Here is a 17,358-nt window from a genome sequence, read left to right on the forward strand (position 1 = left end):
CCAAGGTTGGGGTCGCGAGTTCGAGTCTCGTTTCCCGCTCCATAGCAACTTCCCTGCCCCCCACCCTAAAAGGTGGGGGGTTTCGTTTGGTGTCTGGCCCCAAAACCCTTGCCTGCCGCACCTCTCATTTCCCCCTCTCCCCCTGGGAAAGGGGTTTTGTCCACCAGTCTCGATGATGTCCCATGGGCCCCTCAAAGGGCCGCTCTCGGTAGTTGAGCCAATCGAACAAGGGGTGGTTTTTCTCAAGGTTCAGGAATCACTTAGAATCGGCTGGCATGCACGGTCTCGAGGCCACCTACCAGATCCAGTCCAGCCCCGACCAGATTGAGGCCAGGGCCGAAGCCCTGGCTATTGAGCAGAGCATCGAGATGCCCCCCTCTGCCGTGCGCCAGCCCGAGGTTCTGCGCGAGGTGCTGGCCCGGGTAGCATCCATCCAGGAAACCGAAGAGGGCTACTACCGGGTGGTTTTGCGCTTTGCCAGCCAGACCACAGCTTTTGAAACCGCGGGCTTGCTCAACGTGTTGTTTGGCAACTGTGCCTTGCAAGAGGACGTGCAACTGGTAGACCTCGCGCTGCCCTCAGAGTTACTGGCGGCATTTGACGGGCCTCAATTTGGAATCGAGGGGCTTCGACACCTTGCCCAGGTACATGACCGGCCCCTCACCTGCACCGCCCTCAAGCCCCAGGGCCTCTCCCCTACCCAACTGGCCGAACTGGCCCATACCTTTGCGCTGGGGGGAATAGATATCGTCAAGGACGACCACGGCCTCACCAACCAGCCCTACGCGCCCTTTGCCGAGCGGGTTCCCATTATCCAGAAGGCCATTAGAGAGGCCAATGCACAAACCGGAGGCCACACCCTGTATGCCCCCATGCTGACGGGTAGCCCCAAAACCCTGCTCGAGCGCCTGCAAATTGCCAAACAAGCGGGGGTTCGGGTGGTGCTGGTAGCCCCGATGCTAACGGGGCTTCCGGCCTTTGCCGAGTTAGTGAAAGACCTGGAAATGGCCGTACTGGCCCACCCTGCCTTCGCAGGCCATCGGATAGCCCCACCCCTGATGCTAGGCAAGCTGTTCCGGCTGCTGGGGGCCGATGCCACCATTTTTCCCAATTATGGTGGGCGATTTGCCTACAGCACCGAGACCTGCATGAACCTGGCCCAGGCTGCCCGGGCTCCCTGGGGACACCTCCGCCCCACCCTGCCGGTTCCGGCTGGGGGCATGACGGTGGAACGGGTCGAGGAGATGGTGAGCTTTTATGGGCCTGATTCCATGTTGCTGATCGGGGGCAACCTGCTGGCGGCAGGAGACAGGTTGCTGGAACGTACCCAGGCTTTCGTACAGAAAGTGGCGGCCAGCGTGGGCAAAATATAGCGGTAAAATGGGGCTATGGCGGCCACTCGAGCCAAAACCAAGCGGGCTGCCCAGGGCTTCACCTGGGAAGATGTGGAAGTGCTGGCTTATAAAATGGGGGAAAAGGCACCGTTCAAGAACGTAACCCGCCAGGTGCTGTTCGACGACCCCCACCTGGCCGCCCAATGGCGCTACTTTGAGGTAGCGCCGGGGGGACATACCACCCTCGAGCGCCACCAGCACGTACACGCGGTCATGGTTATCCGCGGGCGGGGGGCCTGTCTGGTGGGGGACGAGGTGCATCCGATTGGTCTGCACGACCTGATTACCGTGCCCCCCCTGGCCTGGCATCAGTTCCGCGCTGCTGAAGATGAGCCCCTGGGCTTCTTGTGCCTGGTCAATGCCGAGCGTGACCGGCCCGAGCTGCCAGGCCCCCAGGATCTGCAAGCTTTACGTGAGAACCCCCAGATAGCCGCTTTTATTCGGGTATGATACCAACTTCAGGTGTATAACAAACTTTCAACGATACATAAGGTGGGGGTGGCTTGTAGGAGGTAGGTAGCGGTTCTTCAACTTCTGTCCCCTACCTCACCGCTCCCACAGCATGCAAAGGGTTCAAACAAAGGTGGCATAGATGAACCTGTCCAAGTGGTGCAAGGCTCAAAAAAAGCTTGTGATAAGGTGATGGCATGTCGAAACAAGGAGTAGTTGAAGAAACCAGAGGGGCTGAGAACCCCGATGCCCACCTCGAGCAGATTCGCTCGATTCTATTTGGACAGCAGATGCAGGCGTTCGAGCGCAAACTCCAGGGCCTGGAGCAGCGCGTTCAGGAGAATGCGGAACAGATGAACCAGAGCCTGCTCGAGCGAATTGCAGCCCTGGAAAGTCGGATGGTTGGGCTCCTGGAGCAAGAAGCGCAGGAACGAGAAATTGCCGATCGGTCACTCCAGGAGAACCTCGACACCGCCGTGAGCAACCTGGAAGGCGAGCTGGCCTCGCAGATGAAAGAGTTGCGGGCCGACCTGAAGGATCAGGGCAAAGAGCTGAGCAAGAAGCTCGACCAACTAGCCACCAGCCTCCAGGCCGCTATAGATGAGCTGCGTCTGAGCAAAACCGACCGCTCCACCCTGGCCCAACTGCTGGAGGGCCTGGCCGAAAAGCTGCGGAAGGCGTAATGCAGCGGGCCTGGAGAGGTAGCCGGTTACCCCCCTCTCCCCTGCCCCACCCTGGTCATGGCACACCCCACTCCCCCCACCCAAGGCGACCTCGAGGCGCTGCGGCGCTTGTTGCTCGAGCCTGAGCAGCAAGCCCTGGAGGAGTTGAAAGACCCCAGGCTCTGGGAAGAGCAGGTCTCTAAAGTGCTCCCCGAAGCCCTGGTTCGGCGGGCCCACACGGATAAATCGATACAGTACGCCCTGAACCCGATTCTGGAAGAAACCTTTGTGCGGCTGGTGCGGCGCAACCCCAAGCTGCTGGTGGAAATTTTGTTTCCGGTCTTGCTGCCAGCCATTCGCCGGGCGGTAGCCAGCCTCTTTGCCTCGCTGACCCAGAGCCTCAACCAGACCCTCGACCAGGTCTTCAGCCTCCAGGGCCTCCGCTGGCGGCTCGAGGCCCTCTCTACCGGCAAGACCTTTGCCGAGGTGGTGCTCTCGCACACTCTTCTGTACCGGGTGGAGCAGGTGCTGCTCATCCAGCGGGACAGCGGGCTGTTGCTGGCCCATCAGGTGGCCGAAGGGGTCAATGTCCAGGACGGTGCCCTGGTCTCGGGCATGCTCACGGCCATCGGCGATTTTGTGCGGGATTCTTTCGATCCACAGGCGGGGCTCAACACGGTGAATTTTGGTGAGCGGGTTCTGGTGGTCGAGCAGAGCGCCCAGGCCGTCCTGGCGGCGGTAGTTCGCGGTACTCCGCCCCCGGAGCTACAGGAGCGCTTACAGGACGCCCTTTCGGAAATTCATACTCGCTTCGCCGAGGAATTGCGTCGTTATTCGGGCGACAACCAAGTTTTTGCCGATGTGCGGCCCATACTGGAAACCTTGCTGGAAACCCAGTACAAGCGCCCCGAGCGCCGTCGCCCCTACGCAGTCTGGCTGGCCTCAGCCGTGTTGCTGGCCGGTCTGGCCTGGTGGGGCTGGAACAGCTTCCAGGCCCAACGTGCCTGGGAGGCTTACCTGAAGCGCCTTTCCCAAACCCCCGGCATCGTGGTCACTGAAGCCCCTCGCCGCTACGAAGTGCGCGGTCTGCGCGACCCCCTGGCTGCCGACCCCCTGACCCTGCTCAAGGGCCTTCCCCTTCACCCCAAGCAGCTCCGGGCTACCTGGCAACCCTACCAGTCCCTCGAGCCCGAGATGGTACTGAGGCGCATCCAGCAGCGCCTGGACACCCCCGGCACGGTGCGGCTGGCCTGGCGCGATGGGGCTCTGGTGGTCTCGGGCCGCAGCACCGCGGCCTGGCTCAGCCGTCTGCGCAACCTGGCCCCTTTGCTGGGGGTGGAGCAACTCGATACCAGCCAGCTTGTGCTCGAGCCACTCCGCAAATGATACGGGCAATCCTCCATCAGGCCGCCCCTTGCGCTCACTGCGCCTTCGACCGTAGACTGCACTCACCATTGTGAAGCCTCTATTCAAATGCATTTGCTGTTCAGCTTCAATCCAAAAAGGGCAGGGGGCAACTGGTGATTCAGAAAAAAATCTGCATGCTGGGCGCATTCGCCGTGGGGAAAACCAGCCTGGTCGCACGGTATGTGCACGGTATTTTTTCAGAAAAGTATCAGACCACAGTGGGGGTCAAAATTGACAAGAAAGTGGTCGCGGTGGATCACCAAGAAGTCAGCCTGGTGCTGTGGGATCTCTACGGGGAAGACCAGTTCCAGCGGGTGCAATCGTTTTACTTGCGCGGCAGTTCAGGCTACTTGCTGGTCGCCGATGGCACCCGCCCCGAGACCCTCGAGGTTGTTCAGGGCATTCAGCAGCGCGCCCAGGAGGTACTGGGGGCAGTCCCCTTCATCCTGATGCTCAACAAACACGACCTGCCCTGGGCAGTGAGTGAAGCCCAGCTAGACAGTCTTCGAGCCAGGGGCTGGGATCTCCGCTACACCAGCGCCAAAACGGGGGAGGGGGTTGAGGAGAGCTTCGAGGCGCTTGCCAGGAAAATGCTGGAGCAATCTTAGAGCGCTCTTCAGAAATATCGGGCCATCCGGGGCTGAGAATCCTTTGTCCTGGACAGTACAGTAGCCGCCAGGATGCTCGGCCACGTCCATGAAGGGCGCGATATGTCTCAAGGCTGACGGTTCAACAACCAGTACGCCACCACAATCACCAAAAGCCAAAGCCACCAGCGGTTGCCAAAACTGCCCAGTAAGGGGCGGCGTTCGGGTAAAGGCAACGGGGCCGCAGCGCCAGGCACCACGGAGCGAGGCGGGCGGGTCGCAGGGCGCATCTGCAAGCGCTGGCCGCGCTTGATGTGGTACACCGATTTGTCAATCTGGCCCTTTTTGCGGTAGGCCGCGCCCAGGTTGTGATGCGCCAGGGGATACTCGGGGTTGAGTTTCAGCACCTCTTCGTACATTCGAATGGCTTCGTCGGTCTGGCCGGCCTCGAGGGTCAGGTTGGCCAGGTTGGTCTTGACCCGGTAATGGCCGGGGTCGGCCAGCAGGGCCGTATCAAAAGCCTTTCGGGCCTCTTCCCGATTACCGCTGCGAATACGCACCAGGCCCAGCGCAGCCCAGGCCTCGGCGCCCAGGTGGGGGTGGTCGAGGTAGGCGGCAATTTTGCTTTCATCTTCCTGGTCAAAAGCTTCAATGGCCGCCTTGGCCTGAGGCACATCCAGGTAGCCTGCAATCAGGTCGCCATCCTGTTCCAGGAGCTTCTGAGCCTTGCCGTACTCTTTCAGCCGCAGCCAGTCGCGCAGTTCCAGCAACACCGCCAGCCCATCGGCATCCCCCTCTTCCCCAGCCAGGATGCGGCTTCGGGCTTCCTCGTACCGCCCCGAACGGATAACCTGCTCTAGTTCTTCCATCGTCCCGATCCAACAGCCTATTGTACCCAGGCAGGTGAGAAAAGAGCCTGCTACCGGAAGGCGCTCCAGACAAATAATCCAGGCCGCTCAAGGTAGGCGACTCGAGGGTGCGTTCGGAACAGCGACCCGGCTTGACTCGAGGAGTTCCGGCACGGTCACAAACCGATACCCCTGGGCTTGCAAGGCTGGCAGAATGGTGTGCAAGGCTTCCACCGTTTTGCTGCGATCCCCCCCACCATCGTGCAGCAAAACAATGCTGCCGGGCTGAACCCCCTGAAGCACGTTATCCGCAATAGAAAGCGCCTCGAGCGGCTCCGTGTCCTTGCTCAAGACCGACCACTGCACCACCGTATATCCCTGCTGCAAGGCATAATCGGCCAGACCATTGTGCAGGCGGCCCCCAGGAGGCCGGAATAAGGTGGTAGAAAGGCCCGTGGTGTGCCTGATAAGTGCTGCGGTACGCTCAATTTCCTCTCCGGCTTCCTCCGGGGTCATGGGGGTGTTGCGGTGGCTCCAGGTATGGTTGCCAATGGCATGGCCTTCCGCCACCACCTGCTGGGCAATCTCGGGCCGCTTTTGCAGGTGCAACCCCACCCAGAAAAAGGTAGCCTTCGCGCCATACTGTCGCAACACCTCCAACACCGCCGGGGTGTCGGGCCAGGGGCCATCGTCGAAGGTCAGGGCCACCAGTTTTTCCTCCCCCACCGGCACGATGCGGCGTACGACCCCGGTATGAGATGAGTAAGGCTGGGGGGGTTTCTTTTCCGTTAAGGGCTGGGGTTGGGGGTTGGGGGTGGGCCTCGAGATGGGTGCCGAGGGCCGCACTGGCTGCTCCAGGGCTTCAGGAGGCGGATCCTGGCTGGGCTGGGTAATCAGCACCGTTTCCTCAAGCGCCCTGCCTGAAGGCTTTTGAAGCGGTGGAGACGGGTTGGGCTTCGGCTCCACCCCAGACATTGGCTGGGCTGTAGCAGCCGGGGTAGCGGCAACGGCAGGGCTCTGGGCTGGCCTGGTAGCAGCCCCAGGTGCTGGCTGGGGCGCTTGAATCGCCCCACTCAAGTAACCCACCTGCACCACCAGTACGGCTGCCAGAAGCAGGGCCAGCCACGGTTTGTAGGAGGGCTGGGGCTTGGTTTTGCGTTTTCGGGCCACCTCTAGCTATTATTGCACCTAGTTTCTATTAAGTTGCGCCTGTATAAGGTTTAGAGATGAATCCAGGCCACGCTAGAAAATCATGCTCCGGGCGCAATACCCGAATGATTTTCGATCATGCCATTATCCAAAACATGGGCGGGAGGTACTTAGAACGGTGCTGTTGTTATTTTCTCGCCATTGCTGCCGCTGCAGTAGTTTCACAGTTCGCCGCTCATGGTGTTTCGGCCATCGGCTATGGGCTATCGGCTATAAGCTTCATGTAACACAGTGCGCGTTCTTTGCGTTAATCCAGCCCCAACGCAGGTACCTTTGACACCAAAGCCCATTGGTAAGATACATACGCTATGGCAGACAACACGCGGGCTTGGATGGAAGAGCTGCTGGCCGAAATGGAAGAGCGACGCAAACAAATCGAAGCGGGCGGCGGGCCAGAACGAATCAAAAAACAACACGAGGCAGGCAAAATGACCGCCCGTGAGCGCATTCAGTATTTGCTCGACGAGGGCACCTTCGTCGAGCTGCAACCCTTTGCTGAGCACCCCGAGAGCGAGCTGATGCGCGGCGTACAAGCACCTGCCGATGGGGTCATTACGGGCTACGGCAAGGTAGGCGGACGCACGGTATTCGTCTTTAGTCAGGATTTTACCGTGCTGGGCGGGAGCCTGGGCAAGACCCACGGACAGAAAATTGCCCACGTTATGGATATGGCCGCCAAGGTGGGCGCTCCGGTAATTGGCCTCAACGACTCGGCGGGGGCCCGCATCCAGGAGGGCGTGGACAGCCTTTCGGGCTATGGCGAAGTGTTTTACCGCAACGCTATTTACTCGGGCGTGGTGCCGCAAATCTCGGCCATTCTGGGCCCTTGTGCAGGCGGGGCCGTATACAGCCCGGCCATCACCGACTTTGTGCTGATGAGCAAGGGCAACAGCTACATGTTCATTACCGGGCCGGAAGTGATTAAGAGCGTGACCCGCGAGGAGGTCACCTTCGAGCAACTGGGGGGTTCGGAGGTGCACACCGCCAAGTCGGGGGTGGCCCACCTCGAGTGCGAAGGCGATCAGGGCGTGCTGGACACCATCAAAAAACTGCTGGTTTATCTTCCTCAAAACGCTAAAGAAAAGCCCCCTCTAAAGGCCAACGGCGACCCCAAAAACCGCAAAACCCCCGAGCTGCTCAACCTCGTACACCCCGACCCGCGCCGCCCCTACAACATGCACCAGATTATCCAGACCATCGTGGACGAAGGCGAGTTTCTGGAACTCCACCCCAACTTTGCCAAAAACATCATTGTGGGCTTTGCCCACCTGGGCGGCCAGAGCATCGGGATTGTGGCCAACAACCCGCGCTACATGGCCGGGGCGCTGGACATCAACGCCTCAGACAAGGCCGCCCGCTTCATTCGCACCTGCGACAGCTTCAACATTCCCATTCTGACCCTGGTGGACGTAACCGGCTTCCTGCCCGGCGTGGCGCAGGAACACCAGGGCATCATCCGCCACGGGGCCAAGATGCTCTACGCCTATGCCGAGGCCACCGTGCCCAAGATTACCCTGATTACCCGCAAGAGCTATGGCGGGGCCTACCTCGCCATGAACTCCCGCGATATGGGCGCGGATGTGGTGCTGGCCTGGCCCACCGGGGCAGTGGCGGTGATGGGCGCCGAAGGGGCTGCCAACATCATCTACCGCAAGGAAATTCAGTCCTCACCCGACCCTGCTGCAACCCGACAAGCCAAAATTGCCGAATACAAAAAAGCCTTCGACAACCCTTATGTGGCGGCTGGGCGGGGCTATATTGACGATGTAATTGACCCGACCGAGACCCGTCGGCTTTTGATCCAGCACCTCGAGATGCTCTCCACCAAGCAAGAAGAACGGCCCTACAAGAAGCACGGGAATATCCCGCTCTAGCAGCAACCGCCAGAAACGATGCTGGAGATGTCGAAGATCACACACAAGTTGCAGGCCAAGCGGACAGCTTTTACCTCGAGCGCTGTACACGCCCCTGGGGTCGGCTGGAGAGCACCTGGTCGAAGCTGCTACGGGCGCGGGTTTTCATGGTTTCAATGGCACTCCAGTTGGGCTGGCGTTGCGTAAGCACCGCCGAGGCCAGCAGGTCGGGGTCGCCGGGCAGATCCACATACACCGCGCCGGCGTCGCGGCAGAAACCCGCCACCTTGGGGTCGTAGGCGATGCCGGCAAAGGGGGTTCCGGCAGCGGCTGCCAGAATGGCCCCGTGCAGGCGCACCGAGATCACGTAGCCCGCCTGGGCCAGCAGGTAGCTCACCCGGCGCGGATCCCAGGCCAGCTCGCGGGTGAAGCTGCCGAACTTTTCCAGTACCGGTTCGTCGAAGCCCGGTTGCAGGGCCAAAATGACCACCTCGTAGCCCTCTACCCGCAGCCGGTCGGCCAGCTTGTGCAGGTTGGCGGTGGCCTCCTCGGTGCCGTATTTGGGCACCAGCACCACCATATTGGGCTCGCGCTCTACCGGCGGGGGGGGCAGGAGCAAGGCCGGGTCGGCCCCCAGGTGAACCTCGAGCCCCAGCTTGCGCCCGTACTCGAGCGAGCCTTCATCGCGGAAGAAGCACGGCACACCCCGCAGGGCCCGCCTTACCCGCTGCTCACCCCGCTTGCTGAGGGGCCCCAGTGACTGGTTGAACACATACACCGGCTTGCCCCGACGGCGGGCCAGGCCCAGAATGGTCAGGTAGTACCACAGGCTCAGGCTCGAAGTCTTGTCTTGCAACAGACCGCCCCCGCCCGATAAGAGCAGATCCAGGGTGCCCAGCGCCTTCCAGACTTCCAGCGGCTGGGTGCGCTTGACGGCCTCAACCCCGTAGCGCTGGGCGGTTTCGCCGGGGTTGTGGGAAAACACCACGGCCTCGTGGCCACGGGCCTTGATTTCATGCACAATGGCCTCGAGGATGGCCTCGTCGCCCGCATTCTGAAAGCCGTAATACCCGCTGACCCCCACGCGCATGAATACCCCTCCAGGTTTGTTATATCTTGGCACGCCCCGGGATTAAATGCTTCTATCTGAGCCACCATTCGCGCAGACGCCGCACCACCCAGACCCCCACCAGTCCCACCAGGAGGCCAATGATGAGACCGTTGAGCACCCGGAAAAAGGAGATGCTGAGGGGGGTGTGGTAGTGCGAAAAGGTGTTGAGGATGGAGCCCATTCCCACCGCCACCAGCACCAGCAGCACGTTTTTGAGCCAGGTTGGCCAGGGCAGCAGCAGCGCCACCGGGGCCAGGGCGTGGGCGAAAATCTCCTTAAAGCGGGGCCGCACCATCACGTCCTGCAAAAAGGCCCGAAGCTGCAACTCCCACTCCGGCACAATGGAGGGCGCCGCATCGTTGCCCCGGCGCAGCACTGCGAGCCCCACCACCGCCAACCCCAAGAGCGCCACCGCCACCTCACCGAGCTTCAGGGGATGGTTGTACAGCGCGTTGAGGGCGGGCCTGTAAGCGGCGGGCAAGAACGAGAGCGCCACCAAGAGGGGCGGCACCACCAGGGTCAGCGAGACCCCTCGGAAAGGCTCGAGGCCCAGCACGCTCTGGGGGGTGCTGCCCAGGGCCGCCAGAAACACCACCCCGGCCAGCGAATAGAGCACCGCCGCCAACCACAAGCGCAAACCCGGCAGGTGGCGCTCGAGGAAGCCCAGTGCAGGGAAGACCATTGCGGCCAGCAGGGGCCCGGCATCTCCTCGGGCTACCCCCAGGGCCAACAGGGTAAGCAGTACCGCTACCGGAATGCCCCAGGGCTGCGGCAGCCCCAGGGCCAGCAAGCCCAGCCCCGCCAGAATGCCCACCAGGGCCACAAAGCGGAGCGGCGACGGGCTAAAGTCGCGGGCCGTGGGTGTGCCGATGGGTATGCGCGAACGTTCCAAATCGCGGCGCAGGATGGTCAGAAAAGCCTCGGTGTCGCCCGGTTGCTTGTAGGGCCGCAGGTAGAGCAACTGGTGTCCGCGCTCGCGGGCGGCCAGCACAAACTTGTCGGCGGTTTCGGCGGGGGTCAGCTTGTCCTGCCACTCTGGCCGGATGCTAAAGAGCCGTTTGACCGGCAGCGTGCGGCTGAGCTGGGCAAAGCCCCGCTGGGGGGTGCCCTCGATCCAGGCGATGGGCTTGCCTTGCAGGCCCGAGGCCACGACCTCGAGGTTGTCTTTGTAGCCCAGCACATCCAGCCCTGCAAAAACCACCGCATCGGCCTCCGGGGGAATCAGCTCCACGTCGTATCTGCGGTAGGGATGGTCGAAGGGCCGGGCCACCAGGTAAAAGCCCTGGGCCTTGAGTTCGCGGGCCAGGGCTAGGTCGTAACCTGCCGGGAAAAAGTCCACGTTGACCGGGGTGGCCAGCCAGGTCTGGGTGCCAATCAACACCCGCTCGGTGGGGATGTTCCACCGCACCACGAGGGAATCCAGCAGACTCGCCGGGCCGGTCAGATAAAACCACCCGGGCCTGATCTGGGCGTTGGGGTAGACCAGTTGCAGGCTGTTGGCCGGATGGTAGGCCAGAAGCCCCCGGCTCACCCAGTTCCGCACCGTCTGTTCATATAGCGCAACCCCCTGCACCCCCAGGGCTCGGTAAGCCTGCATCACCTGTAAGAAGGTTTGGCCGGTGAAGCGGGCCTGGTCGGCCACCTCCTCGCCGTCCATAATGAGCACCACCGGTCCCGGGCGTTCGGCCTGCATCCGCGGCAGCAAGGCCGGCAAGCTCAGCACTGCCGCCACCATGACCCCTATTCGCAACAGGTTGCGTAGATTCAAAGCCAACCCCCATGACCTGATTTTTCTGCAGGAACCAGGCTCCGTACCCTGGCGGTCAGCATGGCCAGGGCCTCTTCGTTGTGACCGCCGTGGGGAATAATAACGTCGGCATAGCGCTTGGAGGGCTCGACAAACGAAAGGTGCATGGGGCGCACCTGCTCCAGGTACTGCTGAATAACGCTTTCCACTGTGCGGCCCCGCTCGAGAATATCGCGCTGCAAGCGTCGGATAAAGCGCACATCGGCATCGGTGTCCACAAAAACCTTGAGGTTCATCTCGGCCCGCAAGGCCGCATCTACCAGCAGCATGATGCCCTCGAGGACCACCACCGGCGCAGGCTTCACCTCTATGGTCTCGGGGGCCCGGGTGTACTCCTTAAAAGAGTACACCGGAATCGAGACCGGCTGGCCTGCCACAATCTGCCGAATATGGCTCAGGTAAAGCTCGAGGTCAAAGGCGTCAGGGTGGTCGTAGCTCTGCTTCACCCGCTCTTCAAAGGGCAGGTGCCGATTGTCCTTGTAGTAGTTATCCATCGGCAGTAAGGCCACATGCTCTGACCCCACCGCATTAATCACCGCCTCGGTTACGGTGGTTTTGCCGCTGCCGGTGCCCCCCGCAATACCAATCACAAAAGCCCGACTCACAAAGCCAATCATACGCTGCGGGGTTTGGCCTGGGTAGGCTTTCCCTCTGCAAAGGCCTCACCAATGCAGCCTGAAGCGGAAAGCAGGCCCGATGTTTGCACCGAACTGTTGCGGCTGTGATGCCGCAAACTCGGCACTATGAAATAATTTTGAAAAATTTGCCAGAAGCGCCCCCCAGGACTATGGGCCTCATCGGGTCTGTTAGAGTATGGGGCGAAGATGATCGTCTTGACCGGGGAAGTCTTGATTGACCTGATTGGACACAACCTGAATTCCCGCTCTAATCTGGCCTATACCGGCGTTCTGGGAGGTTCAGCCCTGAATACCGCCTCGATCCTGGCTCGAGTGGGTGCACCCACGCGCTTTGTGAGCGAAGTTGGGCAGGATTTTCTGGGGGATTGGGCCATTGCCCACATTGCCGAGCGCAAAATAGAAACCCGTTTTATCCAGCAGCTTCCGGGCGTACCCACCCCCCTGAGCGTGGCCGAGGTAGACCCAGAAGGCAACGCCCGATTCAGCTTTTATCGGGCTTTTGGCAATACCCAGTTCAGCCCCGATAGTGCAGCCATGGCCCGCGCCAAGTGGTTTCACTTTGGCTCCCTCTCGGCTTTCGACCCCCGCAACAGCCCCGGTATCGAAAGCCTGCTGGAGATTGCCCTTGAATACGATGTGCTGGTGAGCTTCGATCCCAACCTACACGCCCGGCCCAATGAAGCCTACTGGGAACAGCTTCGGCGCTACATGCCCTATGTTTCGGTGTTCAAAGCCAGCCTGGACGATGCGCGTCTTTTGTTCCCCGCTGCTGCAAGCGACCCCAAAATTCTGCTCGAGCACCTGGTCGAGCTGGGGGCTCCGGTCACGGTCTTGACCCTGGGCGCCGCAGGTTCGATGGCTGCCTTCCGCACTCGCATGATGCAGGTTCCGGGGGTCAGGGTTCACGTGGTGGATACCATCGGTGCTGGCGATGCTTTCACGGCAGGCCTGATTTACGGCATGTTGAAGCAGGAAATTGGCTCGAGGATGGAATTGCTCTCCTGGGACGGCACCCAGCTTCCGGTAATTCTGGCCTCTTCGAACCACCTCGCCGCCATTACCTGTACGGTGGAGGGCGCCAGTCCGCCCGAGCAGCTCTTGCAAGCCTGGTGGGAGCGTTATGGCTAAAGCCACCGGGGAGATACATTACCGGAGTCGCACCTCGTGTTAGCCGAAAGCCTAACAGCAGCTCATGTGATAGGGAGTTTCCATGAGCCCTTTTGGTCAGGTCATTGCAAGGAGGCCCTTAGGCCAACAGAGCAATCCAGCGGATCGCCAAGCCCCCCGGCTGATGGGTTGCTCTGGATGGCTTCCCCTTCGGCTTAGTCTCAGGGTTGCGATAACGGGACACATAACGATTCACGCGAATCCCATGAGCAATCATCGCAAAATATACCCGGCACAGCAAAATACTGCTGTACCGGGTGTTCTTGGGAACCGCCCTATACTCGAGCCGCCGAGCGGGAATCCTGGGCCATGGCGTGACCAATAGCCTTTTCGTGTCCGTCCACTTCAAAGGCGTGGAGTTTGCTGGTGTCCACCAGAAGCTCCACGGTGTCGCTGGGCAGCACCATGGCATGGCCGTCCACCTTGGCGGTCATCATGTGACCCCCCACCTCGGCGTGTACTTCGGTGTCGGCGCCTAGCGGTTCGACAACCTCTACCCTGCCCCTCACCACATTGTCGCTCTCGGGAATGCTGGTCCAGCCCTTGAGGCCAATGTGTTCGGGGCGAATGCCCATCCAAACTTCCTTGCCGTTGTAGGGCATCAGGCTGGCACCCAGGGTTCCATTGGCCTTGATCTTGAAGCCCTCGCCCACAAAGTAGGCGTTGCCTCCTTCGACCTGTACCCTCGAGCGAATGAAGTTCATCGAGGGGGAGCCGATAAAGCCAGCCACAAACTTGGTTTCGGGGAAGTCGTAGAGGTTCAGGGGGCTATCTACCTGCAAAACCTCGCCGTCCTTCATCACCACAATCCGCTGACCCAGGGTCATGGCCTCGACCTGGTCGTGGGTCACGTAGACGGTGGTAACCCCCAGGCGGCGCTGGAGCTTGGAAATTTCGGCCCGCATCTCCACCCGCAGCTTGGCGTCGAGGTTGGAAAGGGGCTCGTCGAACAAGAACACCTTGGGTTCGCGCACGATGGCCCGGCCCATGGCTACCCGCTGGCGCTGACCGCCGGAGAGCTCGCGGGGCTTGCGCTGCAAGAGGTGGTCAATCTTGATGATGCGGGCCGCTTCCTTCACCCGGCGGTCAATTTCGTCCTTGGGAACCCGCCGCAAACGCAGGCCAAAGGCCATGTTCTCGTACACGTTCATGTGGGGGTAGAGGGCGTAGTTCTGGAAAACCATGGCGATGTCGCGATCCTTGGGGGGTACATCGTTGACCAGCCGGTCGCCAATGTAGAGCTTGCCCTCGGTGATGTCTTCCAGACCCGCAATCATGCGCAGGGTGGTGGTCTTGCCGCAGCCCGAGGGCCCTACAAAGACCACAAACTCGCCGTCTTCGGTCTCGAGGTTGAAATCCTTGACCGCCGTGACCTTGCCGCCATACCTTTTGTAGACGTGCTCCAACCGAATTTTTGCCATTATGGCCTCCTGCTTGGGAGCTGTGCTGTAAAGGCACCAGCCCGTACCCGGTTCCCACGCTGTGAGACCTCGCCTTGGCGAGCCCATCGGGGATTATGCGGTACGCTGCTAGTCTACCCGGCCCCCTGTACGAACTTCAAGCGCCAACCCAGCCCCGGGCTACCGGACAGGTATTCCCCGGTAAAGGTCGTCGAGGCTCAAGGCAGCATTGGCACAGGGTAACCTTACGACCCCGTCCTCTCTGGCCTCATAGCGCCAGCCGCCATCCTCCAGCCGCTGAAACACTTCCAGCCTACGGTCAAGCTGGGAAACCAGCACATACGCCTGCAGACCGGGCAGTTTCTGGTACCCAAGCAGTTTCTCGCCCCGATCTATGGCCTCCGTGGCAACCAGACGGTTGTGATAGTCGGTTCCGCCCGCCATGGCAAACACAAACCCGTCCACGAATTCGTGCCGGGCCTGGGACTTTGCCTCCATCTCCAGGAACTCTGCAAAGGTCGCCTGGCTAACCGGATTCTGCCGGGGCATGGCTTCAGTGTAGCAAAGCCCACGAATACCAACTTTACCTGGATAGTTATCTTTGAGAGGCGTTCCTAAGCCCCCTCATCCGGCGACTCCCCAGGCGCGGTTAATCGTGTTCCCGTCAATGTTTGTAAAAAGCATGGTCGGGGTGTCGCCACCTTCTCCCGCCCAGGGGAGAAGGCAAGAGGTTCAGATGGATTTGGTATGAAGTCTAATCGGTGGCCTCACCGGCCTCTGCGGGCTTGCGTTTGAGGTTTTGTACCACCAGCTCGGAGATGTCCAGCACCCTGGGGGCCTGGCCTTCGGGTTCCTGGGCGCTCTCGAGGTTCATCATCTGCATACAGAAGGGGCAACCCACCGCAATGGTCTCGGCCTTTGTCCCCTTGAGTTCACGGTAGCGGTTGGTGGAAACCCGCTCATGACCGGGTTCTTCTTCTTTCCAGAACTGCGCCCCGCCGGCCCCACAGCAGAAACTGTTTTTGCCGTGACGCGCAGGTTCGTGCAGCTTGAGGCCGGTGGCCTGGATTACCTGCCGGGGTTCGGTAATCACCCCATTGTGCCGCCCCAGGTAGCAGGGGTCGTGGTAGGTGACTTCGCCCGCCATGGGAAGAAGCTCGAGGCGCTTGGTATCCAGGAGCTCGGCGATGTACTCGGTGTGGTGTTTGACGGTGTAGGTTCCACCAAAGTCCCGGTACTCGTTGGCCAGGGTGTGGAAGCAGTGGGGACAGGTGGTCACAATGGTTTTGGGCCTAGCCTCCATGGCCGCGTTGAGGGTGGCTACGTTCTCGGTGGCGAGCTGCATAAACAAGAACTCATTGCCGGCCCGGCGAGCGGCGTCGCCGGTACACTTTTCCTCCTTGCCCAGCACCGCCCAGCTCACCCCGGACTCGTGCAGGATTTCCGCAAAGGCCCGGGCGGTTTTCTGGGCCCGGGGGTCGTAGGAAGGCGCACAGCCCACCCAGTAGAGCACCTCGGCTTCGGGGTTCTGGGCTACGGTTTGCACCTCAAAGGGAAGCCCCTCGGTCCAGCCCAGGCGCTTGTCGGCCCCCAGGTTCCAGGGGTTGCCGTTGCGCTCCATGCCCTTGAAGGCATTGTTCAGTTGGGCCGGGAACTCGCCCTGCATCATCACCCGCTCGCGCCGTACATCCAGAATATGCAGCATCTGCTCGTTGCCCACCGGGCACACCTCGATGCAGGCATTGCAGGTGGTGCAGGCCCAGATGGACTCTTCGTTCATGGCAAAGTCCATCAGGGGTCGGGGGCTCTCCTTGCCCGCCGCAAAATCGGGCAGAATCTGGTTCAGCTCGTAGCGCTCGCTAATCAGGATGGCCGCCGGGGAGAGGGCTTTGCCGGTGGTGTAGGCCGGGCAGACCTCCTGGCAGCGGTTGCACATGATGCAGCTATAGGCGTCCAGCAGGCGCGGCCAGCTAAAGTCTTCCAGCCTGGCTACCCCGAACTTCTCCAGCTTTTCCAGTTCTTCGAAGTCCCTGGCAATGGGCAAGAGGGCCCCCGGCTTTTCCTTCTTGAAGGCCAGGTTCAAGGGGGCCAGGAACAGGTGGATGTGCTTGGAGCGGGCAAAGTAGGGGATGAAAAGCAATATGGAGCCAATGGCAAACCACCAGAAGAGGTGCTCAACAATCACAATGCGATCCACGTCCACCCAAAGGAAGAGAGCCGAGGCCAGGCTGGCCACCGGCTGGTAGGGGTCGGGGCCATAGTCCAGGTTGGCAGCCTGGGCGGCCTTGTGCAACAGACGGCTCCCTACGTGGAAGAGAATGAACCCCCCCACAATGGCGCTGTCGGTGGGGATGCCATGGCGCACTTTCTCGTGCAGGGGGGTTTTCTCGTTCCACTGAAAGGTCTTGCGCCCGACCCTCGAGTAGCGCCGGATCAGCAGGCCCACGATGCCCACCAGGATCAGGGCGGTCAGGAGGTCGGCTACCAGGTTATAACCGTTCCAAAAGCCCCCCCGGGCCTTGATGGGAAAGAAGCCCTCGAGCACATCCACCAGGTTCACGCTCAGGTAAAAGACAAAGCCGTAGAACACGAAGGCATGCAAGAGGCTCACCCAGGGCCGCTTCTTGAAGACGGTCTGCATGGTGAGGGTCTGCCACAAAGCCCTCCCCAGCCGAGCGGGCAGGTGGTCGAAGCGGTCTTCCGGCTGGCCCCGGCGGATGGCCCGGTACACCCGCAGCAGGGCTCCCCCGCCAAAGTAAAGCGAGGCCAGCACCAGGAGCAGGAAAGCGATTTTTTCGGGGGTGGTCAGCATGCAACTCCTCGAG

15 protein-coding genes are annotated in these 17,358 nt (G+C 61.1%); 7 read left to right on the forward strand and 8 right to left on the reverse strand.

The features are described 5' to 3' along the window. Nucleotides 1–275: 275 nt before the first annotated feature. The 5 genes from J3L12_RS08695 (at nt 276) to J3L12_RS08715 (ending at nt 4,521) form a co-directional block, all read left to right on the forward strand. Nucleotides 276–1,373 carry a RuBisCO large subunit C-terminal-like domain-containing protein gene (locus tag J3L12_RS08695; protein WP_208014661.1) on the forward strand — a complete coding sequence of 366 codons (1,098 nt, stop codon included), beginning with the start codon at nt 276–278 and terminating at the stop codon, nt 1,371–1,373. 15 nt (nt 1,374–1,388) lie between these two features. Next, nucleotides 1,389–1,844, forward strand: a complete 456-nt coding sequence (locus tag J3L12_RS08700; RefSeq protein WP_208014662.1) for a cupin domain-containing protein — start codon at nt 1,389–1,391, stop codon at nt 1,842–1,844. 197 nt (nt 1,845–2,041) lie between these two features. Further along, nucleotides 2,042–2,527, forward strand: coding sequence for a hypothetical protein (locus J3L12_RS08705; protein ID WP_208014663.1), 486 nt, complete (start codon nt 2,042–2,044; stop codon nt 2,525–2,527). Nucleotides 2,528–2,584: 57 nt separating this feature from the next. Further along, a complete protein-coding gene (locus J3L12_RS08710) occupies nt 2,585–3,892 on the forward strand; it encodes a hypothetical protein (protein ID WP_208014664.1) in 1,308 nt (435 codons plus the stop codon). Nucleotides 3,893–4,026: 134 nt separating this feature from the next. After that, the gene (locus tag J3L12_RS08715) at nt 4,027–4,521 is read left to right on the forward strand and encodes a Rab family GTPase (protein WP_208014665.1); all 495 of its coding nucleotides are present in this window, start codon (nt 4,027–4,029) and stop codon (nt 4,519–4,521) included. A 107-nt stretch (nt 4,522–4,628) separates the two neighbouring features. Here the strand turns inward: J3L12_RS08715 and J3L12_RS08720 are convergent, their stop codons facing one another. Beyond that, nucleotides 4,629–5,369, reverse strand: a complete 741-nt coding sequence (locus tag J3L12_RS08720) for a tetratricopeptide repeat protein (RefSeq protein WP_243455082.1) — start codon at nt 5,367–5,369, stop codon at nt 4,629–4,631. An 87-nt stretch (nt 5,370–5,456) separates the two neighbouring features. Beyond that, nucleotides 5,457–6,518 (reverse strand): polysaccharide deacetylase family protein, encoded by a 1,062-nt coding sequence (locus tag J3L12_RS08725; protein ID WP_208014666.1) that lies wholly within the window; start codon nt 6,516–6,518, stop codon nt 5,457–5,459. 347 nt (nt 6,519–6,865) lie between these two features. On the opposite strand from J3L12_RS08725, the gene J3L12_RS08730 reads away from it, so the two are divergent. Beyond that, on the forward strand, nt 6,866–8,431 hold the full coding sequence (locus tag J3L12_RS08730) for an acyl-CoA carboxylase subunit beta (RefSeq protein ID WP_208014667.1): 1,566 nt from the start codon (nt 6,866–6,868) through the stop codon (nt 8,429–8,431). Nucleotides 8,432–8,501: 70 nt separating this feature from the next. Here J3L12_RS08730 and csaB read toward each other — a convergent pair whose 3' ends face one another. Genes csaB through udk form a run of 3 tightly spaced genes read right to left on the reverse strand, consistent with a single transcriptional unit; the run spans nt 8,502 to nt 11,945 of the window. Continuing rightward, complete coding sequence (csaB, locus tag J3L12_RS08735; protein WP_208014668.1) at nt 8,502–9,500, reverse strand: polysaccharide pyruvyl transferase CsaB; 999 nt, start codon at nt 9,498–9,500, stop codon at nt 8,502–8,504. A 52-nt stretch (nt 9,501–9,552) separates the two neighbouring features. After that, nucleotides 9,553–11,256 (reverse strand): DUF5693 family protein, encoded by a 1,704-nt coding sequence (locus tag J3L12_RS08740; protein ID WP_208014731.1) that lies wholly within the window; start codon nt 11,254–11,256, stop codon nt 9,553–9,555. A gap of 29 nt (nt 11,257–11,285) precedes the next feature. Next, nucleotides 11,286–11,945: a uridine kinase gene (udk, locus tag J3L12_RS08745; RefSeq protein ID WP_208014669.1), complete on the reverse strand. Its 660-nt coding sequence runs from the start codon at nt 11,943–11,945 to the stop codon at nt 11,286–11,288. A 207-nt stretch (nt 11,946–12,152) separates the two neighbouring features. Here udk and J3L12_RS08750 point away from each other — a divergent pair, with 207 nt between their 5' ends. Then, a complete protein-coding gene (locus J3L12_RS08750; protein ID WP_208014670.1) occupies nt 12,153–13,094 on the forward strand; it encodes a carbohydrate kinase in 942 nt (313 codons plus the stop codon). Between the two features lie 314 nt (nt 13,095–13,408). Here J3L12_RS08750 and ugpC read toward each other — a convergent pair whose 3' ends face one another. The 3 genes from ugpC to J3L12_RS08765 all read right to left on the reverse strand — a co-directional run bounded on the left by ugpC (nt 13,409) and on the right by J3L12_RS08765 (nt 17,345). Further along, nucleotides 13,409–14,554, reverse strand: a complete 1,146-nt coding sequence (ugpC, locus tag J3L12_RS08755; RefSeq protein WP_208014671.1) for a sn-glycerol-3-phosphate ABC transporter ATP-binding protein UgpC — start codon at nt 14,552–14,554, stop codon at nt 13,409–13,411. A 159-nt stretch (nt 14,555–14,713) separates the two neighbouring features. Continuing rightward, nucleotides 14,714–15,082 (reverse strand): Uma2 family endonuclease, encoded by a 369-nt coding sequence (locus tag J3L12_RS08760; protein ID WP_208014672.1) that lies wholly within the window; start codon nt 15,080–15,082, stop codon nt 14,714–14,716. A gap of 205 nt (nt 15,083–15,287) precedes the next feature. Further along, nucleotides 15,288–17,345, reverse strand: coding sequence for a (Fe-S)-binding protein (locus J3L12_RS08765; RefSeq protein WP_208014673.1), 2,058 nt, complete (start codon nt 17,343–17,345; stop codon nt 15,288–15,290). Nucleotides 17,346–17,358 lie beyond the last annotated feature (13 nt).

Source organism: Meiothermus sp. CFH 77666, from assembly GCF_017497985.1.
Classification (GTDB): Bacteria; Deinococcota; Deinococci; order Deinococcales; family Thermaceae; genus Meiothermus.

Coding starts and splice junctions, on each gene's coding strand:
- J3L12_RS08740 (WP_208014731.1), bottom strand. CDS start 11,256: ATGGTGGCGGCAGTGCTGAGCTTGCCGGCCTTGCTGCCGCGGATGCAG.
- J3L12_RS08765 (WP_208014673.1), bottom strand. CDS start 17,345: ATGCTGACCACCCCCGAAAAAATCGCTTTCCTGCTCCTGGTGCTGGCC.
- ugpC (WP_208014671.1), bottom strand. CDS start 14,554: ATGGCAAAAATTCGGTTGGAGCACGTCTACAAAAGGTATGGCGGCAAG.
- J3L12_RS08695 (WP_208014661.1), top strand. CDS start 276: ATGCACGGTCTCGAGGCCACCTACCAGATCCAGTCCAGCCCCGACCAG.
- csaB (WP_208014668.1), bottom strand. CDS start 9,500: ATGCGCGTGGGGGTCAGCGGGTATTACGGCTTTCAGAATGCGGGCGAC.
- J3L12_RS08705 (WP_208014663.1), top strand. CDS start 2,042: ATGTCGAAACAAGGAGTAGTTGAAGAAACCAGAGGGGCTGAGAACCCC.
- udk (WP_208014669.1), bottom strand. CDS start 11,945: ATGATTGGCTTTGTGAGTCGGGCTTTTGTGATTGGTATTGCGGGGGGC.
- J3L12_RS08760 (WP_208014672.1), bottom strand. CDS start 15,082: ATGCCCCGGCAGAATCCGGTTAGCCAGGCGACCTTTGCAGAGTTCCTG.
- J3L12_RS08720 (WP_243455082.1), bottom strand. CDS start 5,369: ATGGAAGAACTAGAGCAGGTTATCCGTTCGGGGCGGTACGAGGAAGCC.
- J3L12_RS08700 (WP_208014662.1), top strand. CDS start 1,389: ATGGCGGCCACTCGAGCCAAAACCAAGCGGGCTGCCCAGGGCTTCACC.
- J3L12_RS08750 (WP_208014670.1), top strand. CDS start 12,153: ATGATCGTCTTGACCGGGGAAGTCTTGATTGACCTGATTGGACACAAC.
- J3L12_RS08710 (WP_208014664.1), top strand. CDS start 2,585: ATGGCACACCCCACTCCCCCCACCCAAGGCGACCTCGAGGCGCTGCGG.
- J3L12_RS08730 (WP_208014667.1), top strand. CDS start 6,866: ATGGCAGACAACACGCGGGCTTGGATGGAAGAGCTGCTGGCCGAAATG.